Origin of the sequence: Pseudoxanthomonas suwonensis (genome assembly GCF_000972865.1) — a bacterium.
Classification (GTDB): Bacteria; Pseudomonadota; Gammaproteobacteria; order Xanthomonadales; family Xanthomonadaceae; genus Pseudoxanthomonas; species Pseudoxanthomonas suwonensis_B.
Genome location: NZ_CP011144.1, coordinates 3,718,354 through 3,745,110 on the forward strand (window position 1 = coordinate 3,718,354; position 26,757 = coordinate 3,745,110).

General features: G+C 71.8%; 24 protein-coding genes. 9 read left to right on the forward strand and 15 right to left on the reverse strand.

The features are described 5' to 3' along the window. Nucleotides 1-18: 18 nt before the first annotated feature. The gene (locus tag WQ53_RS15355) at nt 19-933 is read left to right on the forward strand and encodes a VOC family protein (RefSeq protein WP_052633574.1); all 915 of its coding nucleotides are present in this window, start codon (nt 19-21) and stop codon (nt 931-933) included. On the opposite strand, the gene WQ53_RS15360 is transcribed toward WQ53_RS15355, so the two are convergent. The 5 genes from WQ53_RS15360 to WQ53_RS15380 are packed head-to-tail and all read right to left on the reverse strand — an operon-like array spanning nt 930 to nt 3,229. Further along, the gene (locus WQ53_RS15360; protein ID WP_052633575.1) at nt 930-1,601 is read right to left on the reverse strand and encodes an aquaporin; all 672 of its coding nucleotides are present in this window, start codon (nt 1,599-1,601) and stop codon (nt 930-932) included. The genes WQ53_RS15355 and WQ53_RS15360 overlap by 4 nt on opposite strands. Next, the gene (locus tag WQ53_RS15365; RefSeq protein WP_052633576.1) at nt 1,598-1,993 is read right to left on the reverse strand and encodes an arsenate reductase ArsC; all 396 of its coding nucleotides are present in this window, start codon (nt 1,991-1,993) and stop codon (nt 1,598-1,600) included. The genes WQ53_RS15360 and WQ53_RS15365 overlap by 4 nt, the downstream gene beginning before the upstream one ends. Beyond that, nucleotides 1,990-2,391 carry a hypothetical protein gene (locus WQ53_RS17470; protein ID WP_428992254.1) on the reverse strand — a complete coding sequence of 134 codons (402 nt, stop codon included), beginning with the start codon at nt 2,389-2,391 and terminating at the stop codon, nt 1,990-1,992. Before WQ53_RS17470 ends, WQ53_RS15365 begins: the two co-directional genes overlap by 4 nt. A gap of 17 nt (nt 2,392-2,408) precedes the next feature. Further along, entirely contained in the window at nt 2,409-2,891 is a 483-nt protein-coding gene (locus WQ53_RS15375; RefSeq protein ID WP_052633578.1) for an ArsI/CadI family heavy metal resistance metalloenzyme, read from the reverse strand. Further along, nucleotides 2,888-3,229 (reverse strand): ArsR/SmtB family transcription factor, encoded by a 342-nt coding sequence (locus tag WQ53_RS15380; RefSeq protein ID WP_052633579.1) that lies wholly within the window; start codon nt 3,227-3,229, stop codon nt 2,888-2,890. Before WQ53_RS15380 ends, WQ53_RS15375 begins: the two co-directional genes overlap by 4 nt. A 134-nt stretch (nt 3,230-3,363) precedes the next feature. On the opposite strand from WQ53_RS15380, the gene WQ53_RS15385 reads away from it, so the two are divergent. Next, nucleotides 3,364-3,831: a YciI family protein gene (locus tag WQ53_RS15385; RefSeq protein WP_052633580.1), complete on the forward strand. Its 468-nt coding sequence runs from the start codon at nt 3,364-3,366 to the stop codon at nt 3,829-3,831. 12 nt (nt 3,832-3,843) lie between these two features. Here the strand turns inward: WQ53_RS15385 and WQ53_RS15390 are convergent, their stop codons facing one another. Beyond that, nucleotides 3,844-4,314, reverse strand: a complete 471-nt coding sequence (locus tag WQ53_RS15390; protein ID WP_052634122.1) for a YaiI/YqxD family protein — start codon at nt 4,312-4,314, stop codon at nt 3,844-3,846. A 437-nt stretch (nt 4,315-4,751) separates the two neighbouring features. On the opposite strand from WQ53_RS15390, the gene WQ53_RS15395 reads away from it, so the two are divergent. The 7 genes from WQ53_RS15395 to WQ53_RS17340 all read left to right on the forward strand — a co-directional run bounded on the left by WQ53_RS15395 (nt 4,752) and on the right by WQ53_RS17340 (nt 14,750). Next, on the forward strand, nt 4,752-6,500 hold the full coding sequence (locus tag WQ53_RS15395; RefSeq protein WP_052633581.1) for a TIR domain-containing protein: 1,749 nt from the start codon (nt 4,752-4,754) through the stop codon (nt 6,498-6,500). Next, nucleotides 6,493-8,235 carry a TIR domain-containing protein gene (locus WQ53_RS15400; RefSeq protein WP_052633582.1) on the forward strand — a complete coding sequence of 581 codons (1,743 nt, stop codon included), beginning with the start codon at nt 6,493-6,495 and terminating at the stop codon, nt 8,233-8,235. The genes WQ53_RS15395 and WQ53_RS15400 overlap by 8 nt, the downstream gene beginning before the upstream one ends. Nucleotides 8,236-8,260: 25 nt before the next feature. After that, nucleotides 8,261-9,970, forward strand: a complete 1,710-nt coding sequence (locus WQ53_RS15405) for a hypothetical protein (RefSeq protein ID WP_144409348.1) — start codon at nt 8,261-8,263, stop codon at nt 9,968-9,970. A 71-nt stretch (nt 9,971-10,041) separates the two neighbouring features. Beyond that, complete coding sequence (locus WQ53_RS15410) at nt 10,042-10,965, forward strand: M14 family metallopeptidase (RefSeq protein ID WP_052633584.1); 924 nt, start codon at nt 10,042-10,044, stop codon at nt 10,963-10,965. 83 nt (nt 10,966-11,048) lie between these two features. Beyond that, complete coding sequence (locus WQ53_RS15415; protein ID WP_052633585.1) at nt 11,049-12,005, forward strand: HDOD domain-containing protein; 957 nt, start codon at nt 11,049-11,051, stop codon at nt 12,003-12,005. A gap of 158 nt (nt 12,006-12,163) precedes the next feature. Further along, the gene (locus WQ53_RS15420) at nt 12,164-12,592 is read left to right on the forward strand and encodes a BlaI/MecI/CopY family transcriptional regulator (protein WP_052633586.1); all 429 of its coding nucleotides are present in this window, start codon (nt 12,164-12,166) and stop codon (nt 12,590-12,592) included. Further along, nucleotides 12,585-14,750: a M56 family metallopeptidase gene (locus WQ53_RS17340; RefSeq protein ID WP_052633587.1), complete on the forward strand. Its 2,166-nt coding sequence runs from the start codon at nt 12,585-12,587 to the stop codon at nt 14,748-14,750. Before WQ53_RS15420 ends, WQ53_RS17340 begins: the two co-directional genes overlap by 8 nt. Nucleotides 14,751-14,820: 70 nt before the next feature. Here WQ53_RS17340 and WQ53_RS15430 read toward each other — a convergent pair whose 3' ends face one another. The 9 genes from WQ53_RS15430 to WQ53_RS15470 all read right to left on the reverse strand — a co-directional run bounded on the left by WQ53_RS15430 (nt 14,821) and on the right by WQ53_RS15470 (nt 26,346). Next, nucleotides 14,821-16,677: a chemotaxis protein CheA gene (locus WQ53_RS15430; protein WP_052633588.1), complete on the reverse strand. Its 1,857-nt coding sequence runs from the start codon at nt 16,675-16,677 to the stop codon at nt 14,821-14,823. Between the two features lie 18 nt (nt 16,678-16,695). Further along, on the reverse strand, nt 16,696-17,322 hold the full coding sequence (locus tag WQ53_RS15435; protein WP_052633589.1) for a protein phosphatase CheZ: 627 nt from the start codon (nt 17,320-17,322) through the stop codon (nt 16,696-16,698). Further along, on the reverse strand, nt 17,319-17,711 hold the full coding sequence (gene cheY, locus WQ53_RS15440) for a chemotaxis response regulator CheY (protein WP_052633590.1): 393 nt from the start codon (nt 17,709-17,711) through the stop codon (nt 17,319-17,321). The genes WQ53_RS15435 and cheY overlap by 4 nt, the downstream gene beginning before the upstream one ends. 61 nt (nt 17,712-17,772) lie before the next feature. Beyond that, nucleotides 17,773-18,516, reverse strand: a complete 744-nt coding sequence (locus WQ53_RS15445; protein ID WP_052633591.1) for an RNA polymerase sigma factor FliA — start codon at nt 18,514-18,516, stop codon at nt 17,773-17,775. Continuing rightward, complete coding sequence (locus tag WQ53_RS15450) at nt 18,513-19,382, reverse strand: P-loop NTPase (protein WP_052633592.1); 870 nt, start codon at nt 19,380-19,382, stop codon at nt 18,513-18,515. The genes WQ53_RS15445 and WQ53_RS15450 overlap by 4 nt, the downstream gene beginning before the upstream one ends. Then, the gene (flhF, locus tag WQ53_RS15455) at nt 19,369-20,781 is read right to left on the reverse strand and encodes a flagellar biosynthesis protein FlhF (protein WP_052633593.1); all 1,413 of its coding nucleotides are present in this window, start codon (nt 20,779-20,781) and stop codon (nt 19,369-19,371) included. The genes WQ53_RS15450 and flhF overlap by 14 nt, the downstream gene beginning before the upstream one ends. Nucleotides 20,782-20,823: 42 nt before the next feature. Further along, nucleotides 20,824-22,887 carry a flagellar biosynthesis protein FlhA gene (gene flhA, locus WQ53_RS15460; protein ID WP_082113079.1) on the reverse strand — a complete coding sequence of 688 codons (2,064 nt, stop codon included), beginning with the start codon at nt 22,885-22,887 and terminating at the stop codon, nt 20,824-20,826. Between the two features lie 20 nt (nt 22,888-22,907). Further along, a complete protein-coding gene (gene flhB, locus WQ53_RS15465; RefSeq protein ID WP_052633595.1) occupies nt 22,908-24,047 on the reverse strand; it encodes a flagellar biosynthesis protein FlhB in 1,140 nt (379 codons plus the stop codon). Between the two features lie 94 nt (nt 24,048-24,141). Further along, nucleotides 24,142-26,346: an EAL domain-containing protein gene (locus WQ53_RS15470; protein ID WP_052633596.1), complete on the reverse strand. Its 2,205-nt coding sequence runs from the start codon at nt 26,344-26,346 to the stop codon at nt 24,142-24,144. Nucleotides 26,347-26,757: the final 411 nt, after the last annotated feature.

The window sequence follows — 26,757 nt, forward strand, 5'->3', positions numbered from 1 at the left end:
CAGCGAGGGAGGATGCCCATGCCGCTCGTCAAGCCGATCACTCCGCACCTGTGGTTCGACACCCAGGCCCGCGAAGCCGCCGAGTTCTATTGTTCGCTGTTGCCGGACTCCCGGATCGAATCGCTGGCGACCCTGCGCGACACCCCGTCGGGCGACTGCGAGGTGGTGTCCTTCGTCCTGCACGGCCAGCCGTTCATGGCGATCAGCGCCGGGCCGCATTTCACCTTCAACCCGTCGGTCTCGTTCTTCCTCAACTTCGATCCCTCGCGCGAGCCGGATGCGCGCGCGCGGCTGGACCGCACCTGGGCGGCGCTGGCCGAAGGCGGCCAGGCATTGATGCCGCTGGACGCCTATCCCTTCAGTCCGCGCTACGGCTGGGTGCAGGACCGCTACGGGCTGTCCTGGCAGCTGATCCTGTCCGCTCCGGACGGCGAGCCGCGGCCGCCGGTCATGCCTGCGCTGCTGTTCACCGGCGAGGTCTACGGCCAGGCCGCCGAGGCCGGCGCGTTCTACCGCTCGGTGTTCGACGGTTCGCGCGAGGGCCAGCTGGCGCCGTACCCGGAGGACACGGAGACCGACCGGGCGGGTGCCCTGATGTACTCGGACTTCCGCCTGGGCGAGACCTGGTTCGCGGCGATGGAAAGCGGGTATCCGCACGGCTTCGTCTTCAACGAGGCGGTGTCGTTCCTGGTCCACTGCCGCGACCAGGCCGAGATCGACCGCTACTGGGCGGCGCTGTCGCACGTGCCGGAGGCCGAGCAGTGCGGCTGGTGCAAGGACCGCTACGGGCTGTCCTGGCAGATCACGCCGGTGCTGATGGAGGACGTGATGGCCTCCGGCGACCAGGCGGCGATCGACCGCGTCACCCGGGCGTTCATGCCGATGCACAAGCCGGACCTGGCCACACTCGAGGCGGCGCGCGGCGAGGACTAGGGCCTTGCGGTCGGCGGCGCCAACCGGGCCGCGAACGCCATTGCCGCCAGCGCGCCGGCCAGTTGCGCCAGGACGAAGCCGGCGACGTCGTCGGGGCGGATGCCGGCGAAGCTGCGGGTCAGGGCGCGGGCGAGGGTGACGGCGGGATTGGCGAAGGAGGTGCTGGCGGTGAACCAGTAGGCGGCGAAGATGTAGCCGCCCACCAGCGCGGGGATCGCGGCGGGACGATGGCGCAGGCCGAGCAGGATCGTCAGCAGCAGGCCGAACGTCGCCACCGCCTCGCTGAGCCATTGCGCCGCGCCGCTGCGCACGCGGATGCCGGGCTGCAGCAGCGGCAGTTCGAACATGGCGTGGGCCAGCAGCACGCCGGCCACCGCGCCGGCCAGCTGCACCGCGGCGTACGCCAGCGCGGTCCGGGCCGGCAGCTCGCGGCGCAGGCCGGCGACCAGGGTCACCGCCGGGTTGAAATGCGCACCCGACAACGGCCCGAACAACGCGATCAGCACGTACAGGATCGCGGCGGTGGCCGCGGCATTGGCGAGCAGGGCCAGCGCGGCGTTGCCGCCCGACAGCGTCGCGGCCATGATCCCGGAGCCGACCACGGTGGCCAGCAGCAATGCCGTGCCGGCGAATTCGGCCAGCAGGCGCTGCGTGGTCGAGGCGTTCACAGCCGCGCCAGCAACTGGCGCACGCGCGTGCCGATCTCGTCGCGCACCGCGCGGTAGCCGTCGTCGTCCATGTCGCGCGGATCGGGCAGCGCCCAGTCCTCGCGCAGGCGCGCCGGCACCCAGGGGCAGGCGTCGCCGCAGCCCATGGTCACCACCGCGTCGAACTCGCCGTCGACCTCGTCCAGCGATCTGGAGGCGTGCGTGCCCAGGTCGTAGCCGAGTTCGGCCATGAAGCGCACCGCCTTCGGATTGATCTTCCCCGATGGCCGCGAGCCGGCGCTGAGCGCATCGACCGCCGCGCCGCCGTGGATGCGGGCGAAGGCCTGCGCCATCTGGCTGCGGTTGGCGTTCTCGATGCAGACGAACAGCACGCGTTTCTTCGGCGGGGTCATGGGTCGGGGGCGTCCGTGCGGGAGGAATCGGCGGATGCGCTGCCGATGCGGCGCAGGTGCTGCTCGCGCGCCAGCGCGTCGAGCTTGTCCAGCGGCAGGGCCAGCAGCAGTTCGATGCGCCGGCGCAGGGTGGCCCATGCATCCATGAAGCCGGACATGTCGTCCGGCCGCGTCGCCGGCGAGGAATTCGTCCCAGTCCTTGCTGCGCAGCCGTTCGGGCGGATAGCCGAGTCGGTGCGCCAGTTGCACCGCCAACGGCTGCACGCGGCCGGCCGGCTGCCCGCGCTGCAGGCGCGGAACCGGCCCCGGCCGAGCACGTTGAGCAGCGCCTCGGCCATCAGGCTCCGCGCCGAGTTGCCGGTGCACAGGAACAGGACGTTGTAGACGGATTCGCCCACGGCGCGCTCCTTCCGGCTCAGCAGCAGTCCGAGCCTGCGCAGCAGGCGTTGACGCCGACCGGTTGCGCGGCTGGTTGGCGCGTGGGTGCGCAGGCGGCTGTCCCCCCGGCGCAGGCGGCCGGGCCGCCGTGGTAGGTGGCGGCCTCGCCATGGGTGTGGAAGGTCTCCCAGCGCGTGCCCTGCGGGTCCTCGGTCCAGAACTTGTCCGAGCGGGCGTAGCAGCAGTGTGCATCTGCTTCGGGAAGCACCCGGCCGCCAGCGGTATCGAGCCGCGCGCCGAACTCGGCGAGCCCGGCCGCGTCGTCGGCCTCCAGGCCGAGATGGTCGACACCCGGCGCACGCCCGGTGCGGGAGACGGCGAAGTTCACGCGCGGGTCGTCGAGCAGCCACTTGGCGTAATCGTCTTTCAGCACTTTCGGTCCGGCGCCGAACAGCGCGGTGTAGAAGCGGATGCTGGCCTCCAGGTCGGCGACGTTGAGGTGGACGTGGAAGCGGTTCATCGGCGGGTTCCCTTCCTTCGTGGGGTGCAGGCCGTGGCGGGCGCACAAGCGATGGCGCCGCCGCAGCAGTTCTCGGTGAGGTAGGCGAGCAGGGCGTTCATCTGCAGGTAGTTGGCGCGCACGCGGATCACCCGGCCCTCGCGCTGGTCGTGCACCAGCGCCGCGGCGCGCAGCACGTTGAGGTGCGCGCTCAGCGTGGCCGGCGGCAGGTCCAGCCGTTCGCGCAGCTCACCGACGGACATGCCATCGGGACCGGCCTGGACCAGCAGGCGGAACGCCGACAGGCGCGATTCGTGGCTGAGCGCACCCAAGGCGCGAAGGGCGGTATTTGTTTCCATATTTCCAGAATAATGGAAATAATATCTCCGTCAAGTCCACCGCCCGCACTAATATCGGTGCACGGGAACCGGCGACCGCGCATTCCGCCGGTGGTCCGACGGGGACGAAGCCATCGAGCCAAAGGAGGCATCGCATGAACCTGACATCCATCTGCCTGCTGTCTGTCCTGCTCGCGATGCCGGCGGCGGCTGCCGAGCCCGCGCCCGTGCCGGCGTTCGACGCCGAACTGGCCAGGCGCACCGGCGCCGACGAGCGCGGCATGCGGCCGTACGTGCTGGTGATCCTGAAGACCGGGCCGCAGCGCATGCCCGACGGTGAGGCGCGCCAGGCGATGTTCGCCGGCCATTTCGCCAACATGGAGCGCCTGTCCAACGAGGGCAAGCTGGTGCTGGCCGGCCCCTTCGTCCAGGACCCCGACGGGTGGCGCGGGCTGTTCGTGTTCGCGCTCGACGACGTGGAGCAGGCCAGGGCGCTGACGGAGACCGACCCGGTCATCGTCAATGGCGAGATGGTCGCCGAGTACCACCGCTGGTACGGCAGCGCGGCGAACATGCTGCTGTCGGACCTGCACAAACGGCTGGTGCCGCCGCCCGCGCCCTGACCCCCGGGTGCTTCAGCCGCGTTTCGCCAGCCAGCCGTCCAGGGCGTTGGCGAAGGCCTGCCGGTCGCGGGCATGGAACGCTGCCGGGCCGCCGGTCTGCACGCCGGCGCCGCGCAGTTCTTCCATGAAGTTCCGCATCGACAGCCGCTGGGCGATGTTGTCGGCGGTGAAGCGCTCGCCGCGCGGGTTGACCGCCTCGGCGCCACGCTCGAGGACCCGCGCGGCCAGCGGGATGTCCTGGGTCACCACCAGGTCACCCGGACCGGCCCGCTCGGCGATCGCGTCGTCGGCCACGTCGTAGCCGCCCTGTACCTGCAGGGCGCGGACATAGCGCGAAGGCGGCGTGCGCAGCCACTGGTTGGCGACCAGGGTGACCGGTACGCGCGCGCGCTCGGCAGCGCGGAACAGGATGTCCTTGATGACCGCCGGGCAGGCATCGGCGTCGACCCAGATCTGCGAGGTGCCGGGCGCCGGGCTGTTCACGGTGTCGCCCCGCCGGCCGCAGGCATCTTGCAGGTTCGGTTCGTCCGGCAACGGTGCCGGGAGGCGGTCGGTATCGGGCGGGGAAGGTCGGTGGCGTCCATGCGTTGGCAGCATAGCCGCAGGCCCGGCATCGCGATGCGCCACCGCGTCGATGCGCGGGCGGGCAGAGGGTCCGCGCGGCAGCGAATCTCCAGGCTCGTCGCGCAGGCTCAACGCAGACTGTCCGCCGGACCGGCCACCGACCCGAGGTCATGTGGCAGCCACCTGCAATGAGTTGACCCAGAAGGGAAAGCGGCGCCTAATCGGGCGGTCGGGCCGCTGGCCCGCGGCCGCGGCGATGCCAGCCGGGGCAAGGGGGTATCCAGAGATCTCCAGGCGGGCCGCACGTTCGGTGCGGGGGCAAGTGCGACGCTTTTCCGGACGTATGGAGGCGATGCTTGGCCGACATCTTCGTTTCCTATTCCCGGCAGGACCGGACCCGGGTGGCGCCATTGGTGGCGGCGCTGGAAGCCCAGGGCTGGTCGGTGTGGTGGGATCCGGAAATCACCCCCGGCGAGGAGTTCGATTCGCTGATCGCGCGCGAACTGGACGCTGCGCGTTCGCTGATCGTGGTGTGGACGCCGCAGTCGGTGGATTCGCGCTGGGTGCGCGGCGAGGCGCGCGATGCGGCCGACCGCGGCGTGCTGGTGCCGGTGCGCTTCGACCACGCCAAGCTGCCGATCGACTTCCGCGCGCTGCACGCGACCGACCTGGACGGCTGGAACGGCGATCGCAGGCATGCCGCGTTCCTGAGCCTGTGCAAGGCGCTGGAGGCCAAGCTGGGCGCGGGCACGCATGCCGCTGCCGAAGGGGGCAAGAGTGACCGCATCGGCATCTGCGTGATGCCGTTCTTGAACATGAGCAACGTCGCCGACACCGAATATTTCTCCGACGGGATCGCCGACGAGATCCTCAACCTGCTGGCCAAGCTGCCGAAGCTGAAGGTGGCCTCGCGCACGTCTTCCTTCAACTACAAGGGCCGCCAGGTCAGCATCCCGACGGTCGCGCGCGAACTGGGCGTGGGCGTGGTGCTGGAGGGCACGGTGCGCCGGGTGGGCGACCGCGTGCGCATCACCGCGCAGCTGATCGAAGCCGAATCCGATTCCTACCTGTGGTCGGAAACCTACGACCGCGACATGAAGGACGTGTTCGCCATCCAGGACGACATCGCGCAGAGCATCGTCAAGGCGCTGCAGGTGACCCTGACGCCGGGCGAGCGGCGTGCGCTGCAGGTTGTCGCCACCACCGATCCGGTGGCCTACGACTTCTACCTGCGCGGCCGCCGCTACATGTACTCGATGGCCAAGCGCGACTACGAGCACGCGATCCGCATGTTCGAGCAGGCGATCCAGATCGACAACCTGTACGCGCTCGCCTACGCCGGAATGGCCGATGCGTACTCGCAGATCTACCGTTACGCCGACGCCAGCGCCGAGAACGTGGCCCAGGCCAAGCGCGCCAGCGAGCAGGCGCTGGTGCTCGACCCGCAGTCGGCCGAGGCGCACGCGTCGCGGGGCCTGGCCCTGCTGATCGACGGGGACTACGCGGCCGCCCAGCAGGAGTTCGAACTGGCCGCCACGCTCAACCCGAACCTGTTCGAGGCCTATCTCTACTACGGCCTGGCGCTGTCCTCCCAGGGCGAGCACGAGCGCGCCGCCGAGCGCTACCAGCGCGCGATGGCGATCAACCCGGCCGACTTCCAGACGCCGATGTTCCTGGCCCAGGCCTATGCATCGCTCGGCCGCCGGCAGGACGAGATGCGCGTGCGCCTGGCCGCGCTGTCGACGCTGGGCCAGCACATCCGGCTCAATCCGCATGACACCCGCGCGCTGTACATGAGCGCCCTGAACCTGCTCCACGTCGGCGAGCGGAAACAGGCCGCGGAACTCGCCGAGCAGGCGCTGCGCCAGGACCAGGACGAGCCGCTGGTGCTCTACAACGTGGCCTGCTTCAACGTCATCCGGGGCGACCACGAGCGTGCCATGGACCTGCTCGAACGGGCGGTCGAGATGGGCTTCGGCGACCGCGCCTGGATCGAGACCGACAGCGACCTGGACCCGCTGCACAGCCATCCCCGTTTCGCGGCGCTGCTGGCAAGGATCGATGCGATGGCGGCCGCCACGCGGGGAACGGAAGCCCATGGCTGACATCTTCGTCTCCTATTCCCGCCAGGACCGCGCCCGGGTGGCGCCGCTGGTGGCGGCGCTGGAAGCCCAGGGCTGGTCGGTGTGGTGGGATCCGGAGATCACTCCGGGCGAGGAGTTCGATTCGCTGATCGCGCGCGAGCTGGACGCGGCGCGTTCGCTGGTGGTGGTGTGGACGCCGCTGTCGGTGGAGTCGCGCTGGGTGCGCGGCGAGGCGCGCGATGCGGCCGACCGCGGCGTGCTGGTGCCGGTCCGGCTCGACAATGCCAAGCTGCCGATCGATTTCCGCGCCCTGCACGCCACCGATCTGGACGGCTGGAACGAAGACCGGGGACACGCCGCGTTCCTGAGCCTGTGCAAGGCGCTGGAGGCCAAGCTGGGCGCGGCGCGGGCGGTGGCCTCGGTCGCGCAGAAGAAGCGCCCGCAGGTCAGCATCTGCGTGCTGCCGTTCGCCAACATGAGCGGCGACCCGGAGCAGGAGTACTTCTCCGACGGCATCACCGAGGACATCATCACCGACCTGGGCAAGGTTTCGGCGCTGTCGGTGGTGTCGCGCAACCTGGCGTTCTCGTTCAAGGGCGCCACCGGCGGGATGGCCGACATCGGCCGCCAGGCCCATGCCTCGCACGTGCTGGTCGGCAGCGTGCGCAAGGCTGGCGAGCGGGTGCGCATCACCGCCCAGCTGATCGACGCGTCGCGGGATTCCCAGGTCTGGGGCGAACGCTACGACCGCGACCTCAACGACATCTTCGCCCTGCAGGACGAGATCTCCAAGGCGATCGTCGCGGCGCTGAAGCTGACCCTGCTGCCCGAGGAGAAGGAGGCACTGGCGCAGCGCGCCACCAGCAACGCCGAGGCCTACCGGCTGTACCTGATGGCGCGGCAGTTCTGGCTGAAGGACAACGAGCGCAACAACGAGATCGTGATCCGCATCTGCAGGCACGTGGTCGAGCTGGACCCCAACTACGCGCAGGCCTGGGCGACCATGGCGCTGGCCCAGTGGAACCTGTTCTGGCAGGCGGATCTGGCGTATGAAGACCTGGAGTACCCGGCCAACCAGGCGCTGGCGCTGGGCCCGCACCTGGCCGATTCGCACGCTGCGCGGGCGGCGGTGCTGCGCAGCGTGGGCAACTTCAAGGAGGCGCTGGCGGCGGCCAGGCGGGCGATCGAGCTTGAGCCGACCTCGTACGTCGCCAACCGGCTGGCGGGCCTGAGCTGCATGGGACTGCGACTCTACGACGAGGCGATCGAGTACCTGGGGGTGGCGGCCGACGTGATGGAGTCCGATTTCACCGCGGCCGGCATCATCGTCCAGTGCTACGAGGTCAAGAACGACCAGGCCCGCACCCGGACGGCGGCACTGCGGGCGATGAAACGGATCGAGAAGATCGTGTCGGAGGATCCGGGCCATGGCCGCGCGATCGGCTTCGGCGTGGCCATGCTGGTGGCGCTCGGCGAACGCGAGCGGGCGATGGAATGGGCCACCCGGGCCCGCCTGATCGATCCGGACAACGCCAACCTGCTGTACAACCTGGCGTGCGGGATGTCGTTGCTGGGGGAGCGCGGCCGGGCGCTGGACATCCTGGAAGGCGTGGCCGAGCGCTCTTCGCTGGGCATGCTCAGCTGGATCGAGACCGATTCGGACCTGGACGCGATCCGCGACGATCCGCGCTACCGGGTGATGATCGACCGCGCCAGGCAGCGCCTGGCACAGAAGGCCGACGCCCGGCCGGCCTGAGGCCCGGGGACGGATGGAACCGCCGATGACCCGTGCCGATACTCAAGAGGCCCCGCTGCTCGCCCACAGCCTCGTCGTAGGGGTCACCGGCCACCGCAAGCTGCGCGATACCGATCTTCCCGCGTTGCAGTCGCGGGTGAGCAGCTTCCTGCAGGAACTGCAGGCCCGCTACCCGCGGCTGCCGGTGGTGCTGCTGTCTTCGCTGGCCGAGGGCAGCGACCAGCTGGCCGCCCAGGCCGCGCTGGACCTGGGCATCCGCGTGGTCGCGCCGTTGCCGCTGCCGGAGCGGATGTACCGCGAGGATTTCGAGGACCCGCAGGCGCTGGACGGGTTCGGGCAGCAACTGCGGCAGGTCGAGGCGATCGAGCTGCCGCTGGAGCAGGGCGTCTGGCCCGAGGACGTGGCCCGGCCCGGGCCGGCGCGCGATCGCCAGTACGCCCGCTCGGGGGTCTTCGTCTCCAGCCATTGCCACGTGCTGTTGGCCCTGTGGGACGGCAAGGAGTCCGGAAGCACGGGCGGAACCGCCCAGGTGGTGCGCTACCACCTGCACGGAACCCTGGGTGGCGCGGTCGAGCGGCGGTACTCGGCCGACACGCTGCTGGGGCCGGACCGGGAGAGCGTCGTCTATCACCTGCCCACGGCCAGGCAGGGGGATACGGACACACCGCCGCTGCCCGGCCGCTGGCTGACGGCGGAAGACGAGATCGTCTCCTCGTACGCCGACCCGCCTCCGGCGTTCGCGCGGATGTTCGCGCGGCAGTCGGCGTTCAACGTGGATCGCGACAAGTACGCCGCCGAGATCGCGGCGCAGCACGAGGCGTCGCCCGGCGCGCGCCGGTGCCCGATCTGGCGCACGTTCTCCGCGGCCGACTGGCTGGCACGCACCTGCCAGCGGCGGGTGGCGCGCGTGCTCTGGATCACCTACGTGCTGGTGGCGCTGATGGGCTTCACCTTCTTCACCTATACCCATGTCATCAGCCACGACGTGGTGATCTACGCGTTCCTGACCATCTTCCTGGTCGGCTTCGGCGTGGCCACGCTCGCCAGCCGCCGCCAGTGGCAACGTAAGTACCTGGACTACCGCACCCTGGCCGAGGGCCTGAGGGTCCAGTCCTACTGGCGGCGGGCCGGGCTGGTGCAGCCGGGTGCCCCGGCCTTCGTCCACGACAATTTCCTGCAGAAGCAGGACGTGGAACTGGGCTGGATCCGCAACGTGATGCGCGGCGCCAGCCTGGACGGCATGCGGGTTCAGGTCGCGGACGACGTCGCCGAAGTGGACGCGGTGATCCGCGAATGGATCGGCAGCGCGCAGTCGGGCGGGCAGCTGGGCTACTACTCGGCGGCCTCGCTGCGCCGCGAGCGGCAGCATCGCCGTGCCGAGACCCTGGGGCTGGTCTGCATCACGCTCGGCGTGGGCATGAGCGTCGTGCTCGCGCTGTTCGCCAGGCAGTTCGACGACCACCTCAAGCACATCCTGGTGTCGGTCATGGGCATCCTGTCGGTGGCCGCCGCCGTGCACGAGGCCTACATGCACAAGAAGGCGGACAAGGAACTGGCGCGCCAGTTCCGGTTCATGCAGCGGATATTCGCCTCGGCGCGGCGCCTGCTCGACGGCGCCAGGGACAAGGCGGAGAAGCGGCGGATCCTGGCCGCGCTCGGCGAGGCCGCGCTCACCGAGCACGCCGAGTGGTCGCTGATGCATCGCGATCGGCCGTTGCCGACGTCCAGGATCTGAACGACGCGCGGTGCCTGCGGCGGGCCGGCTGCTAGAGTGGCAGCCATACCGCGCACCGGAAACCCATCGCCATGGCCACCCCCGCAAGTCCCTTTTCCGTCGGCGTTCCCGGCCAGCCCTGGGGCGAGGCGGAGCGGACCCAATGGCGCGCGCTTCAGCGGCGCCAGCGCAGCTACGCCGCCGACGTGCTCGAGGCGGTCGGCCGCCTGCATGCGCACTGGGACGCGCAGGCCTACGGCGAGCTCGACTACGACCCCGACTTCTACCCGCTGGTCGCGCTGCACAGCGCCGACTGGGACCACACCCGCCCGGTCGCGCTGGTGACCGGCGGCGTGCACGGCTACGAGACCAGCGGCGTGCACGGCGCGCTGAAGTTCGCGGCCGAGCACGGCAGCGCCTACGAGGGACGGATCAACCTGCTGGTGGTGCCTTGCGTCAACCCGTGGGGCTACGAGCACATCCAGCGCTGGAACCCGGCCGCGGTGGACCCGAACCGCTCCTTCCGCGAGCACGGCCAGGCGCTGGAAGCGATCGCGCTGATGCGGCTGCTGGCGCCGCTGCAGGGCCGGTTCCTGGTCCACGTCGACCTGCACGAGACCACCGACACCGACGAGAGCGAGTTCCGCCCGGCGCTGGCCGCGCGCGACGGCAAGCCGTTCGAGCCCGGCGGCATCCCCGACGGCTTCTACCTGGTCGGCGACGCGGACGACCCGCAGCCGGAGTTCCAGCAGGCGATCATCGCCGCGGTGGAACAGGTGACCCACATCGCCCCGGCCGATGCCGACGGCAAGATGATCGGCTCGCCGGTGGTCGCGCACGGGGTGATCAACTACCCGGTCAAGGCGCTGGGCCTGTGCGCGTCGGCGACCGGCGCCAGGTACGTGACCACCACCGAGGTCTATCCCGACAGTCCCAGCGCCACGCCCGAACAGTGCAACGCGGCGCAGGTGGCGGCGGTGCGCGCGGCGATCGACTACGCGCTGGCGCATCCGTAGCCGGCCACGCCGGCGCGTTGCCGGACGCGCGGATTGCTAACATGGCGCGGGGTCGGATGGCGCCGTGCGCCTGCAGGGGTCGAATGTCGTTGTTTCCTTGGATCGTGCTGGTGCTGGTGGTGGTCGGAGCGGTCCTGGGGTGGCGCCTGCGCGCCAGCCGTGCAACGCGGCCATCGCCGATGCCCATCGCCACGCCGCCGTCCGCCGTTCCGGCGTCGGTCGGCCCGGACGCCACACGCGAGTGGGCGCTGCCGCTGGTGGAGCTGGCCGCGCTGCCTTGCTCGTCCGTTTCAGCCGATGTCGACGCTGATGCCGGGCTCCGCGCCGCCGCTGCGCGGGCGCTGGCTGCCTTCGCCTCCGAACCGCAGCGCCTGCCGCGGCGGCCGCAGTTGCTGCCGCAGCTGCTGGGCACGCTCAACGACGACGAGGCATCGGGCCGCCAGATCGCCGCGCTGATCGCGCGCGATCCGGCGCTGGCCGCGACCCTGCTCAAGCTGGCCAACAGTCCGCTGTACCGCCTGCAGCAGGCGCCGGTCGAAAGCGTGGACCGGGCGGTGATGCTGGTCGGCACCGAGGGCCTGCGCCGGCTGGTGGCGGTGGCGCTGATGCAGCCGGTGATGCGCACCGAAGGCGGAGTGTTCGGCCGCCTGCCCGGGCTGGTCTGGGAGCACACCCAGCACGCGACCGTGGCGGCGGTGCGGCACGCGCAGGTGGCGGGCGAGGATACCTTCGCCGCGCAGCTGCTGGTGCTGCTGCAGGGCCTGGGCGCGATCGTGGTGGTGCAGACCCTGCGCGACGAATGCCAGCGCGCCGGCGGCGGTGCGCCGCAGGCCGCGACCACCGCCGACCTGCTGCGGCAGTGGTCGCCGCGCATCGGCCGGCTGCTGGCCGGCCAGTGGCAGCTGTCGCCGCGCCTGCTCGAGGCGCTGGACGACCAGGCCCGGCCCGAGACGGGGGCGATGGGCGGGCTCGGACGCGCGCTGGCGGCCGCCGGGGCGGAAGCGGCGGAGCGGATGCGGCAGGAGCCGGTCGCAGGCTAGGCCGTCGCCGCACGGCGGCGAGCCACTCGATGCGCACGGATCCCGATCCTGCGGACGGGGTGCTGGACCCATGACTTTCGACCTAGACAAAATGGTCTAGACAAACTTGTCTGGAAGGCGCAGGATGCGGCCATCGCTCCTCCTGGATGACCCCGACGATGTCGCGTCCACACGACCGCAAGCCGCGTCCGCCCAGGCCCACCGCCGCCGAACTGGACCTGTTGCGGGTGATCTGGCGACAGGGGCCTTCGACCGCGCGCGAGGTCCACCAGGCGCTGCAGGCCGAACGGCCGGAACTGCAGCAGGCCACCGTGCTGCGCCTGCTGCAGGTGATGCACGGCAAGGGCCTGGTGGTGCGCGACGAGAGTCAGCGCTCGCACGTCTATGCCGCCGCGCACGCGCAGGACGCGCTGCAGACCAACCTGCTGGGCGAGCTGATCCACAAGGCGTTCGCCGGCTCCGGCAAGGCGCTGGTGATGGCCGCGCTCGACGGCCACGTCAGCGAGCGCGAGCGCGAGGAGATCCGCCGCCTGCTGCAGGAAACCGAACCCCGGGCACCGGGCAAGGGAGGCAAGCGCCATGCATGAGTCGATCGCTGGACTGGTACCGATACTGGGGCGTGCGCTGCTGCACTTCCTCTGGCAGGGCGCGCTGATCGGCCTGCTGGCGGCGCTGGCGCTGCAGCTGCTGCGCGATGCCCGGCCACAGCTGCGCTACGCGGTGGCCTGCCTGGCGCTGCTGGCCTGCGTGCTGGCGCCGATGGCGTACGTTGCCTGGGCGTCGATGGACGCGCCCGCGGCCATGGCGTCTGCGTCGAAGGCGGCGGCCGCGACGGAGGCAGGCGCGACCGGCCTGGTGGTCGCCTTGGCGCTGCTGCCGGTCGGCCAGGCCGTGCAGGGCCTGGAATCGTTGCTGCCACGCCTGGTCCTGCTGTGGGCGGCCGGCGCCTGCACGCTGTCGTTGCGCCTGGCGCTCGGCGTGTGGTGGATCGGTCGCCTGCCGGTGCTGTCGGCGCCGCACCTGCAGCGCAAGTGGCAGGCCCGGCTCGACGCGCTCGGTACGCGCCTGGGCGTGCGCCGGGCGGTGGAACTGCGGCTGGCGATGACCCTGGATTCGCCGGTGGTGGCGGGCTGGTGGCGGCCGGTGGTGCTGGTGCCCGCCGCGCTGCTGGCGCGGATGCCGGTGGACTACCTGGAGGCGCTGCTGGCCCACGAACTGGCGCACGTGCGCCGCCACGACTACCTGGTCAACCTGCTGCAGGGCGTGGCCGAGGCGCTGCTGTTCTACCACCCGGTCACCTGGTGGCTGTCGCGGCGGATCCGCCTCGAGCGCGAGCAGGTGGCCGACCGGCTGGCCGCCGATGCGATCGGCGAACCGCGGCGGCTGGCCGTGGCTCTGGCCGCGCTGGCCGACGAACAGGCGGCGCTGCGCGCCGTCCCGCAACCCGCACTTACCGCACTCGGTCCGCCTGGAGGACATCTCGTGAAACGCATCGAACAACTCGTCGCTCCCGGCCGCGCCGCCAGCGGCGGCCGCTTCGTGTTCCCGCTGCTGGGCCTGGCCGCGGCCGGCCTGGCGTTCTACGCCCAGGCGCAGCGCGAGCTGGCGACCACAGTCCCGGCGGCCAGCGTGGCCACGGCGCCGGCGACCGCCACGACGCCGCTGGAGGCGGAGGCACCAGCGATCAGCGGCGTGGTCGCAGCGACCGCGCATGCGCCGGCAACTCCGGCGCCTGCGCCGCGTGCCACCGCGGCGGTGCAGGCCGCGCCGGTCGCAGCGCCAGCGGCCGCCGCATCGCCTGGCGGCGCACCGGTGGTATCCGCGCCGCCTGCACCACCCACGCCGCCTTCCAGGGCCGTTCCTGCGCCGCCTCCGCCTCCCGCAGTGCCCTCGGCCGGCACCGTCCCGGCGCCACCCGCGCCTCCCGCGACGCCGTCGGCCAGGCCCGTTCCGGCACCGCCGGCGCCGCCGCGTCCGCCGGCAGTGGCCCAGGTGCGCCACCACGGCGCCGCCGGCGAGCCGTATGCGCTGGTGCGCAGGGGCAGCGAGGCCTACCTGATGTCCGGTTCCAGCGACGACATGCCGCAGATCGAGGCGGCGCGCCGCTCGCTGGACGGCGACTTCTTCTGGTTCCGCCGCAACGGCCAGGCGTACGTGGTCACCGATCCGGCCGTGCTGTCGCGCGTGGGGCGGTCCTGGTCGCAGGCCGACGCACTGGGCGAGCGCATGCGCGTCCTCGGCCAGGAGATGGAGGGCCACGGCCGCAAGATGGAAACGATCGGCCGCGAGATGGAAAAGGTCGCCGGCGCCGCCAGGCCGCCGGCGGGATTCGAGGCGGCGGCGCGGCAGATGGAAACGCTGGGCCGCCAGCAGGGCGGTATCGGCGAGCGCCAGGCGCGCCTGGCGCTGGCCATGATCGGCGCCGACGACCAGCGCCAGGCCGAACTGCAGCGGCAGATGCAGGCGCTGGAGCGCGAGCAGGCGGCGCTGTCCCGGAAGATGGAGGCGCAGTCCAGGCAACTGGAGGCCGAAGCCGGACGCCACCAGCGGCAGATGCAGCCGATGGAGGCGCTGTCGCGGCAGATGGAGGAGGCGTCGAAGCCCATGGACGCCCTGGGCAGGCAGATGGACGGGCTGGGCCGGCAGATGGACGAGGCCAGCCAGCGCGCCGAACGCGAAACCCGCCAGCTGATCGCCGAATCGTTCGACAAGGGCCTGGCCAAGCCGCTGCCGCAGCGGCAGTGACCACGCGCATGCGCTGCCGGGCATCCCGCGGCCGGGATGCCCGTGGTCCGCAGCCCGCGATACCGGCGCCTCAGCCCGAGGCGCGCAGCCCGTCCACGTCCAGGATCAGCGCCAGGCGGCCGTCGCCGATCAGGGTGGCGCCGGCGTAGCCGGGCAGGCCGCGCAGCGCGCGCGGCAGCGGCTTGATCACCACTTCCTCGCGGCCGCGGACCTGGTCGACGATCAGGCCGAAGCGCGAGTCGCCCATCTGCAGCACGACCACGGTCAGCAGCGTGGCCTCGTGCGCCTCGATGCCGAGCCAGCGGCGCAGGTCGAGCAGGGGCAGGGTGTGGGTGTGCCGGTCCAGCACCGGGCGGCCGTCGAACCAGCCCAGCGAGGCCGGTGCGGCGTGCAGCACTTCCTGCACCCGCGCCAGCGGCAGCGCGTACACCGCTTCGCCGGCCTGGACCAGCAGGGTCGGCAGGATCGCCAGGGTCAGCGGCACCCGGATCAGGAAGCGGGTGCCGCGGCCGAGTTCGGACTGGATCTGGATCTGCCCGCCGAGCTCGCGGATCCGCGACTGGACCACGTCCATGCCCACGCCGCGGCCGGAGATGTCGGTGACCTCGGCCTTGGTCGAGAAGCCGGGCAGGAAGATCAGGTTGAGGCATTCCTCCGGGCCCAGGCGCGCGGCGGCCTCCGGGTCGAGCAGGCCCTTCTCGCGTGCCTTGGCGCGCAGGCGTTCGGGGTCGATCCCGGCGCCGTCGTCCTGCACCTCGATGCCGACGTAGTCGCCTTCCTGCTGGGCCGACAGGCGCAGCCGGCCGACCCGCGCCTTGCCGGCCGCCTCGCGCAGCTCCGGCGATTCGACGCCGTGGTCGATGCCGTTGCGGACCAGGTGCACCAGCGGATCGGCCAGCGCCTCGACCAGGTTGCGGTCCAGCTCGGTCTCGGCGCCGACCATCTCCAGTTCGACTTCCTTGCGCAGCGAGCGGGCCACGTCGCGGGCGACCTTGGGGAAGCGCGAGAACACCTTGCCGACCGGCTGCATGCGCGTGCGCATCACCGCCGACTGCAGGCGCGCGGTGGCCACGTCCAGGGTGGCGACGGCGCGGTCCAGCTCTTCGTCCTTCAGCCGCGTGCGCAGGGTCTTCAGGCGGTTGCGCGCCAGCACCAGCTCGCCGATCAGGTTGACGATGGCGTCCAGGCGGCGGGTGTCCACGCGCACGGTCTGCTCGGCTTCGCCGGCCGGGGCGGCGCGCGGTGGCGGCGCGGCTGGACGCGGCGGCGCAGGCGGCGCGGCGACCGCGACGCCAGCCTCGGCCACGGCCGGCAACAGCACGGCGCCGGGGGCGGCCGCGCCATGCAGCTGGTCGAGCAGGGCTTCGAATTCGTCGTCGTCGATCAGGCCGGATCCGGCCGCGGCCGGCGCGGCGGCCGGCCGCGTCGCGACGGTACCCGGCGAGGCGGCGCCGTGCAGTTGGTCGAGCAGGGCCTCGAATTCATCATCGTCGATCAGGTCGGACACAGGCGCGGCGGCCTTGGCCGCCGCGGTCGCGGCGACCGGCGCCGGGTCCAGGCTGAACTGCGCGATCAGTTCCGGCGGCGCATGCGGCACCTCGGTGCCGGCGGCCAGCGCGTCGAGCATGGCCTGCAGCCAGTCCAGCGAACGCTGCGCGGCGTCGAAGTGCTGCGGCTCGATCGCGGCCTCGCCGGCGCGCACGCGGCCGAGGGTGTCCTCGGCCGCATGGCACAGTTCGACCATTGCCAGCACGCCGAGGAAGCCGGCGCCGCCCTTGAGCGTGTGGAAGCCGCGGAACACCGCGTTGAGCTGGCCGCGGTCGTCCGGCGCGTACTCCAGCGCGACCAGCTGCTCGCCGAGGCGGTCCAGGATCTCCTGCGCCTCGACCACGAAGTCGGCGGCGATCTCCGGCGTGACCCCGCTCATCGCAAGCTCTCCATCGGGTTACAGCCCCAGGTCCGCCAGCAGGGCGTCGGCGTCGTCCTGGGACACGGCGTGGCGGTCCAGGCCGGCCACCGCAGGCCCGGCCAGCTTGGTTTCGGCCGGCTCGTCCTTGGGCGGCAGGCCCAGCGCGCCGAAGCCTTCGTGCACGCGCCTGACGATGTCGGCCACGCGCCGGATGATCTGCCCGGTCAGGTCCTGGTAGCTCTGGGTCAGGCCGATCTCGGTGAGGTTGTGGCGGACCCGGTCCAGGACTTCGTCCTGGCGCGCGGACACGCCTTCCACGCGCACGTCCTCGAGCAGGTCGCGGCACTGGTCGGCCAGGTCCAGGGTGCGGTGGGTGGCCTGCTCGGTCATCGCCACCACGTGGTCGAGGCGGGCGCAGGCGTCGTCCAGCTCGGCGGCCTGGGCGTCCTCGCCGGGCAGCCGCGGCAGGTCGCCCAGGGCCTGGCTCAGCTCGCGGGCCAGCCGGCCCAGGCCCTGCACCAGCGGGCGGGTGCGGGCGGAGGCGAGGGCGTCGATCACCGCGCGCATGGCGCTCTCGTCGCCGCGCTCCAGCGCGTCGAGGGCCTCGTGCAGGCGCTGGATCAGCGCGGCGCGTTCGGGGGACACGGCGGCGACGGCGCTCATGCGGTGGCCGCCAGGCGCTCGAAGATCTTGCCGAGCTTCTCTTCCAGGGTCTGCGCGGTGAACGGCTTGATGATGTAGCCGTTCACGCCGTTCTGCGCGGCCTCGATGATCTGCTCGCGCTTGGCCTCGGCGGTGACCATCAGCACCGGCAGGGTCTTGAGCTTGTCGTCGGCGCGGATCGCGCGCAGCAGCTCGATCCCGGTCATGCCGGGCATGTTCCAGTCGGTGACCACGAAGTCGAACGGGGCCGAGCGCAGCGCGGCCAGCGCCGTGTGGCCGTCGTCGGCCTCGGCGGTGTTGCTGTAGCCCAGATCGTTGAGCAGGTTCTTGACGATGCGGCGCATCGTCGAGAAGTCGTCAACGATCAGGATGCGCATGTTCTTGTTCACTTCGTGCTCCGGTTCTTGGTTCTTGTGTGGCGCGGCATTGCGGGTCGCGGTGCGGGACGGCCTAGGGTTCTTCCAGGCCGGCGTCGCGCGATTCGTACTGGGACAGGCGGCCGCGCAGGCGCAGCACGGCCTGGCCGTGGATCTGGCAGACCCGCGACTCGCTGACCCCGAGCACGGCGCCGATCTCCTTCAGGTTCAGCTCCTGCTCGTAGTACAGCGACAGCACCAGCTGCTCGCGCTCGGGCAGCAGGCCGATGGCGGCGGCCAGCTCGCGGCCGAAGTCGCTGCGCTCCAGCGCCTGCTGCGGGCTCATGGCGCCGCTGTGCACCGGCACCTCGCCGTGGTCCTCCACGTGCGAGTCCAGGCTCAGCACCTGGCCGCGCGAGGCGTCCTCGAGCAGGCGCAGGTACTCGGGCAGCGGCATGTCCAGGTGCGCGGCGACTTCCTGCGGGCTGGCGGCGCGGCCGGTGGCCTGCTCGATCTGGCGCACCGCGGCGGCGGCGTCGCGGGCGCGGCGGTGCACCGAGCGCGGCACCCAGTCGCCGCGGCGGATCTCGTCGATCATCGAGCCGCGGATGCGGATCGAGGCGTAGGTCTCGAACGAGGCGCCCTGTTCGGGGTCGTAGCTGCGCGAGGCCTCGATCAGGCCGATCATCCCGGCCTGGATCAGGTCATCGATCTCCACGCTCGCCGGCAGGCGCGCGGCCAGGTGGTGGGCGATGCGCCGGACCAGGTCGGCGTGGCGGGTGACGGCGTCGTCGGCACCGGTGCGCTGGACGGCGCGGTATTCGGCCAGGGCGTTCATGCCACCGCGCCTTGCCGGATCATCCGGTCGACGAAGAACTCGATGTTGCCGCGCGGTGCGGCCGGTGCTTCCCAGCGCGCGGCGCGGCGGGCGATCTCGGCGATGGCGCGGGCCGAGGGGCTGGCCGGGTAGGCGGTGGCGACGGCCTGCTGGCGCTGCACCGCCATGCGCAGCCAGTCGCAGTGCGGGACCGCGCCGAGGAAGTTGAGCGAGACGTCGCCGAGGAAGCGCTCGCACACCCGCGAGAGCTTGTCGTACAGGCCGCGGCCCTCGGCCGGGCTGCGCACCATGTTGGCCACCACCTGCACCCGGTCGACCCCGCGCTCGCGCGAGAGCACCTTGATCAGGGCGTAGGCGTCGGTGATCGAGGCCGGCTCGTCGCAGACCACCACGATGGCGTCCTGCGCGGCCTGGCAGAAGGTCAGCACGCTGTCGGTGATGCCGGCGGCGGTGTCGACGATCAGGATGTCCAGTTCGCGCTGCAGGTCGTTGAACACGTTGACCAGGCCCACGTGCTGGGCCGGCTGCAACTCGGCCATGTGCCGGCGGCCGGAGGCGGCGGGCACTACCAGCATGCCGGCCGGGCCCTCCAGGATCACCTCGTCCAGCTCGCAGCGGCCCGACACCAGGTCGGCCAGGGTGTACTGCGGCGACAGGCCCAGCAGCACGTCGACGTTGGCCAGGCCCAGGTCCGCGTCCAGCAGCAGGGTGCGCTTGCCCAGCCCGGCCAGCGAGGCGGCCAGGTTGACCGACAGGTTGGTCTTGCCCACGCCGCCCTTGCCGCCGGTGACGGCGATGCTGCGGACGGGGGCCAGGCTGTGGTTGGCGGCGGTCAGGTTCAAGGCGGGGTACTCACGCGGCGGCATGGTCGTGCTCCGGGATGTTCGGCTTATCGGCCGCGCGGCGCAGATCTTCAAGGCGAAGAACAATACTGGCCGCGTTGGCGCGGTGGAGGTCGTCGGGGACGCGCTGGCCGTCGGTGACCCAGGTCAGCGGCAGCTGGTGGTCGACCACCACCGACAGGGCGCTGCCCAGGCGGCCGGTCTCGTCCAGCTTGGTCAGGACCACGCCCTGCGGCTTGGCGGCGCCGAACCGGCGCACGACCTCGTCCAGGTCGGCGTAGTGGGAGTTGGCCGGCAGGACCAGCAGGGTGCGCACCTCGCGCGCGGCGCGCAGCCAGTTGAGCTGGCTGGCCAGGGCGCGGTCGCGCTGGCCCAGGCCGGCGGTGTCCACCAGCACCAGCTTGTAGTCCTGTAGGCGCTGCAGCAGCTGGATCAGGGCCGCGTCGGTGTCGGCCTCGTGCACGGCGATGCCGAGCTGGCGGCCGTAGCTGTACAGCTGCTCGCGGCCGCCGATGCGCGCGGTGTCGGTGGTCACCAGGGCCACGTTGCGGGCGCCGTGCTCGGCGGCGTAGCGCGCGGCCAGCTTGGCGATGGTGGTGGTCTTGCCGGCGCCGGTCGGGCCGACCAGGGCGATCACGCCGCCCTGTTCCAGCGGGTCGGCCGGGCACACCGGCAGCTGCCGCGAGATCAGGCCCAGCATCAGGCCGCGGCCGCGGTGCGCGGCGGTGTCGGCCGGCAGCTGCAGGACGATGTCGCGGGTGATGCCGGCGTCGAAGCCGTAGTCCTCCATCAGCTCCATCGCCTGCAGCCGCACCGGCGAACCGCGCAGGCGCTCGTCGGTCAGGCGGTGCATCTCGCGCTCGATCATCTGCCGCATCTGCGCCAGTTCCTCGCGCATGGCGACCAGCTGCTCGTCGTTGGCCGGCGGCGGAGGCGCGGGCACCGGCGCGAGCGTCGGCGCGGCGGATGCCGGGGCAGCGGCCGGTACGGCGGCCGGCGGCGCCGCGACCGCGGCGGCGGGGATGTCGCTTGTTGCCGGCACGGCCGCCGGTGGCTGGGCGACGACCGCCTGCGCGGTCGGCGTGGACAGGGCGGCGGCCATCGCCGCGGAGAAATCGTGGGCGCTCGGGCGTGCCGGCGCCGGTGCGGCCGGTTGCGGCAACGGCGGCAGGTTGTCCAGGAACGGATTCGGGCGCGGTGCCGGCCGGGCCGCGGCGGCGGCCTGGGCTTCGGCCTCGGCGGCGCGCTGGGCTTCGACCAGCGCCTTCTGCACCGCGTTCTCGTCGTAGTTGCTGGCGGCGACGATCTCCACGCCCTCGTCGGTGCGGCGGTTGGAGAGGATCACCGCGTCCGGGCCGTGCTCGGCGCGGACCATCCGCAGCGCGGTGCGCATGTCGGCGGCGACGAATCGTTTGATCTTCATGACTGCTCCTTACCGCTCCGTTCCGTTCCCGCGTTACCGGCTTCAGCTGATCGTGCCGACCAGCTTGAGCCGCTTGTCTTCCGGTACCTCGGTGTAGGCCAGCACCGACAGCGAGGGCACGCTGTGGCGGACCAGCCGCGCCAGCGCGGCGCGCACCGTGGCCGGCACCAGCACCACCGCCGGTTCGCCGCGCGCCTCCTGGCGGCCGGCGCAATCGGCCAGGCTCTGCTGCAGGCGTTCGGCCAGGCCGGGTTCCAGCGCGGCGCCGGCGGCACCCTGCGCGGAATCCTGCAAGACCCGTTCCAGCGGCGCGGCCAGGGTGAACACCGGCAGCTCCGGCGCGGTCCCGGCGATCTCCTGGAAGATGAAACGGCCCAGCGTGTTGCGCACCGCGGCGGTGAGCACGGCCGGGTCCTGGGTGTGCGCGCCGTGCTCGACCAGCGACTCGGCGATCTTGCGCAGCTGCCGGACCGGGATGCGTTCGACCAGCAGGTTCTGCAGCACCCGCACCACCACCGACAGCGGCAGCGCCTTGGGCGTGAGGTCTTCGGCCAGCTTCGGCGCGCTCTTGGCCAGGGTGGCCAGCAGCTGCTGCACTTCCTCGTGGCCGAGCAGTTCCGGGGCGTGCTCGCGGACCAGGTGCGAGAGGTGGGTGGCGACCACGGTGGCCGGGTCGACCACGGTGTAGCCCATCGACTCGGCCTGGGCGCGCTGGTGCGGCTGGATCCAGACCGCGTCCAGGCCGAACGCCGGGTCCTTGCCCTTGATCCCGTCGAGCGCGCCCAGTGCGCCGCCCGGGTCCAGCGCCAGTTCCCGGTCCGGATGGATCTCGGCGGTGGCCACCGGCACGCCGTGCACCAGCAGGCGGTAGTGGTTGGCTGGCAGCTCCAGGTTGTCGCGGATGTGCACCGGCGGCACCAGGAAGCCGATCTCCCGGGTCAGCTTGCGGCGCACGGCCTTGATCCGGGCCATCAGTTCGCCGCCCTGGGCCTTGTCCACCAGCGGTATCAGGCGGTAGCCGACTTCCAGGTCCAGCGGATCGACCGGGCGCAGTTCGTCCCAGTCCAGCTCGCCCTGGGCCTGGCCGGGCGCGGGCAGCGCCGCCGCGGCCTCGGTTGCGTCCGCCGGTGCGTGCTCCAGGCTGCGTTTCCACAGTTTCCAGGCGCCGAAGCCCAGCGCCGCGCCCAGCGTCAAAAAGGCGGCATTGGGCATGCCCGGGACCAGCCCGACCACGGTCAGGATCCCGGCCGCGATCGCCAGCGCCTTGTGCTGGCCGAAGGCCTGGCCGGCCATCTCCTCGCCCATGTCCTGGGCACGCGAGGCGCGGGTCACCAGCATCGCCACGGCGGTGGAGACCAGCAGCGCCGGCAGCTGCGCGACCAGGCCGTCGCCGATCGACAGCAGGGTGTAGGTGGCGGCTGCATCGCCGACCGGCATGCCGTGCTGGAGCACGCCCACCACCAGGCCGCCGATCAGGGTCACGAACAGGATCAGGATGCCGGCGATGGCGTCGCCGCGGATGAACTTGCTGGCGCCGTCCATCGCGCCGTAGAAGTCGGCTTCCTGGCGGACTTCCTCGCGCCGGGCCTTGGCCTCCTCGCGGGTCAGCAGGCCGGCGTTGAGGTCGGCGTCGATCGCCATCTGCTTGCCGGGCATCGCGTCGAGGATGAAGCGCGCGGTCACCTCGGACACGCGCCCGGCGCCCTTGGTGATCACCACGAAGTTGATGATGGTCAGGATCGCGAAGACCACGATGCCGATCGCATAGTTGCCGCCGACCACGAACTCGCCGAACGACTGGATCACCTTGCCGGCGGCGGCGGGGCCGTCCTGGCCGTGGAGCAGGATCACTCGGGTGGAGGCCACGTTCAGCGCCAGGCGCAGCATCGTGGTGGTCAGCAGGATGATCGGGAAGATGGTGAAGTCCAGCGGCCGCTTCACGTAGACCACCGACAGCAGCACGACCAGCGAGATGGCGATGTTGAAGCTGAACAGCGCATCCAGCAGCACCGGCGGCATCGGCACCACGATCATCGCCAGCAGCGCCATCACCACCAGCGGCGCGCCCAGGCCGTTGCGGGCCAGTTCGAGCAGGCGCCGCGACATCGGCGTGGCGGGAACGGCGCTCACCGGCCCGGCTCCGCGGGGAATTCGTCGACGGCCACCGGGCCCAGCTCGGGCGAGGCCGGGGCGGTGCCGGCGCGCCAGGCACGCAACTGGTAGACGTAGGACAGGATCTGGGCGACGGCGGCGTACAGTCTCACGGGGATTTCCTTGCCGAGCTCGCCTTCCCTATACAAGGCGCGTGCCAGAGGCGGGGCCGAGACGGTCGCGACCCGGTGGCGGTCGGCCACCTCGCGGATGCGCTGGGCCATTTCGTCCACGCCCTTGGCCACCACCGTGGGCGCGCGCATGCTGCCGCTCTCGTACTTGAGCGCCACCGCGTAGTGGGTCGGGTTGACCACGATCACGTCGGCGGTGGGCACCGCCTCCATCATCCGGCGCTGCGACAGCTGCGCCTGCATCTGCCGGATCTTGCCCTTGACCTGCGGGTTGCCTTCGCTTTCCTTCAGTTCGTCGCGCAGTTCCTGGCGGGTCATTTTCAGCTTCCGCATCCAGTTCCACTTCTGGTACGGGGCGTCGATGGCGGCCAGCAGCGCCAGCGCGCAGGCGGTGGCCAGCAGCAGCCGGCCGGTGAAGTGCAGGCCGGTGCGCGCGGCGTCCTCCAGGCCCTGGTTGGGCATGGTCCGCAGCAGGTCCATGCCGTGGCTCAGGGTCAGCCCGGCGGCGGTGCCGACCAGGGCCACGCGCAGCAGCGACTTGGCCAGTTCGGCCAGGCCTTCGGGGCCGTAGATGCGCTTGAGCCCGGCCGCCGGGTTGAGCCGGTTCAGGTCGGGCGTCAGCGCCTTGTTGGAGAACTGCAGGCCACCCATCGCCAGCGGCGCGAGCAGGGCGGCCAGCAGCGACACGGCCACCAGCGGCAGCACCACCCACAGCAGCTTCAGCAGCAGCAGCCCCATGTGTCCGAACAGGCGCTCCGGCGCCTGCAGCAGCGCCGGCTCCGGGCTCAGCGCGCCGCGCATCCAGCCCTGGGCGCCGCGGGCGAGCAGCGGCCCGGCGGCCAGCAGCGCCGCCACGCCGGCGCCGAACACCGCGGCGGTGGCGAGCTCGCGCGAGCGCGGGATGTTGCCCTTCTCGCGTGCCTCGCGCAGGCGTTTGGCACTGGGTTGTTCGGTACGTTCCTGGCCGTCTTCGTTCTCGGCCATCGCCGGCTCCTGCCCGGGCGGAGGGCCGGGGGGACTCGGGGCTGGCGATGCAAGCCCCGTTCCAGTGCCCGGCGCGGCCGGGCGCGGCGCGGGCTCAGGCGGCCGATCCGGCCGCGGCGGGCAGGGTCGACAGCGGCGCCGGGCGGCCGATGTGGTAGCCCTGGACCCAGTCGACCTGCAGTTCCTCCAGCGCCGCCAGGATCCCGGCGTCCTCGACGTACTCGGCGACGGTCTCGGCCTGGTAGGCGCGGGCGATGGCGACCATCGCCCGGACCAGGTCGCGGTCGCGCGGGTTGTCGGCGACGTTGCGGACGAAGGTGCCGTCGATCTTGACCAGGTCGATCGGCAGCTGCTGCAGCCGCTCGAAGCTCTGCATGCCGGTGCCGAAGTCGTCCAGCGCGATCAGGCAGCCGCGCTGGCTGAGGCCGTCCAGCAGCGGCCGCACCTGGGCCAGGCTGCCGCCGACCGCGCGCTCGGTGATCTCGAAGCACAGCCGCTCGGCGCAGCCGGGGAAGATGTCGAGCTGGTACAGCAGCCAGTTGCGGAAGTTCTCCGACACCAGGCTGCGGCCGGTCAGGTTCACGGTCAGGCGCTGGTAGGGCAGCGTGGCGGCGTGGTCGCGCATCCAGGCCAGCAGGGTCTCGATCACCGCGCGGTCGAGTTCGACCACGCCGCGGCTGGCGTCGAGCTCGCCCATGTAGTCGCGCGGCATCAGCAGGCGGCCGTCGTCGGTGCGCAGGCGGCACAGGATCTCGCCCATCGACGCGGCGCCGCCGGACAGGCGCCGGATCGGCTGCAGGTGCAGCTCCAGCTGGCGCCGACGCAGCAGCGACAGGGCCAGCGAGTGGGTCTCCAGCACCGCGCGCAGCGCGGCCGGGTCGCTGAGCCCGGGGGTGGCGAACACCGGCGCGGTCTCGCCGCGCCGGCGCGCGGCCTGCATCGCCCCGTAGGCCGCGTCCAGCGCCAGGTCCAGCGACTGCTGGCTGTTGTCGCGCAGGGGACACACGCCCAGGTGCGGTTCGATCCGCACCTGCGACTCGCCCAGGTTGAACTCGAAGTGCTCGATCCGCGCCAGCAGCGCCTTCCACGACAGATCCTGCGCGCGCGGCACCAGCGCGAAGCGGCCCATGCCGAGCGTGTAGGCCTGCACCTCCGGGGCCAGGTGGTCGTGGATCGCGGCGGTCAGCGCCTCCTGCGCCGGCAGCCCGTAGCCGGCCATCAGGTTGTCCAGGTGTTCGATGCCCAGGCAGCCGATCTCCGCCGGCGGCTGCGGGTGATGGGCCAGGTCGTGGCGCAGCGCGTTGATGTTGGGCACGCCGCTGAGGCCGTCGCGGCGGCTCTCCTGGGCCAGGCGCGCGATCGCGCGGCGGTTGTCGCGGCCGATCACCAGGGTCAGCACCATCAGCTGCTGCAGGATGCTCATCTCGAAGCCGATCTGCAGCAGGTGCAGGGCGTCGGTGCGCAGGCCCGCGCGGGTACCGGCGCCGACCAGGTAGACCAGCAGCATGGTCACCGCGGCGATCAGCGGCGCCGACCAGCGCCACGGCAGCCGCAACACCGCCCAGACCATCAGTGCGGCGAGCATGAAGCGCTGGTCGATCAGGCCGCCGAGCGGGTGCTCGCCCTGCTTCGGCAGGGCCCACAGCAGCGCGGTCAGCAGCATCGAGTAGCCGCCCAGCAGCATCCATTCCCACCACAGCATGCGGCTGGGTATCGGCGCCGGCTCGTGGCGGCCGGTGAAGTACAGGACGATCGGCAGGGTCAGGCAGAGCACGCCGAAGAAGCGGGAGAAGCCGACCTGCAGGGTATGGTCGAGCAGGTTGGGCGGGCTGACGGCGGAGAACAGTCCGTTGACCAGCGCATGGCCCAGGGCCCAGCCCAGCGGATAGAGCACGAACGCGATCGCGCCGAAGGGCACGATGTCGCGCTGCCGGATCCGCGCCTGCTCGGGCGGGCGCGGCCAGCCCATCCAGTGCGCGCACAGCACTGTCCAGCCGTACATGGCCGCGTACAGCGGCAGCGAGCGCAGCAACAGGGACAGGGCCGTGCCCTCGGGCGCGCGCAGCAGCAGCTGCAGGCACCAGGCCAGGAGCAGCGACAGATAGCCGATACGGAAATACAGCTTGTGTGGCGAGAGCATCGCCAGCGCCAGCAGCAGACCCCATTGCAGGTGGGCCAGCGAGGCGGGCTCGCCGTCGCCGAAGCCCGGCCAGTAGGGGATGGTGAGCAGCGGCAGGACAAAGCAGGTCACCGCGATCAGGATCGCGTCGCGTGTATTGCGCCGGCTCCATCGGTCCATGACGCCCCCTGCGTCACTGCCTGCGGCCACTATGCGGCCGCGGCCGGCAAATGAAAAGATGCTTCGCCGGTTCGGGGAGGGGGCAACGGTAACGGCCAGAGCGTTGGGCGTGGTCGGCTTCGGGCTGAGCCGCGGCAGGCTGGGTGTGTTGCGGTCGTCTCGGCGGCACATCCGTGTGCCGACTCGCCGACGCGGCCATCCATGGCTGTTGCCGCAACACACCCGGCCTGCCACGTCTTCGGGGGCTTTGGAGGCGCGGCTCCGTTCGCGTCGGCGACCTGCTCTTGTAGGAGCCGGGCTTGCCTGCGACGCGACGCCGTCGGCACAGGCGAGGTCCTCATGCTTCGGACGCCCGTGTCGCCGACTGAAGTCAGCTCCTACAGGAGAGCGGTGGCGTCGCGGCTGTTGTAG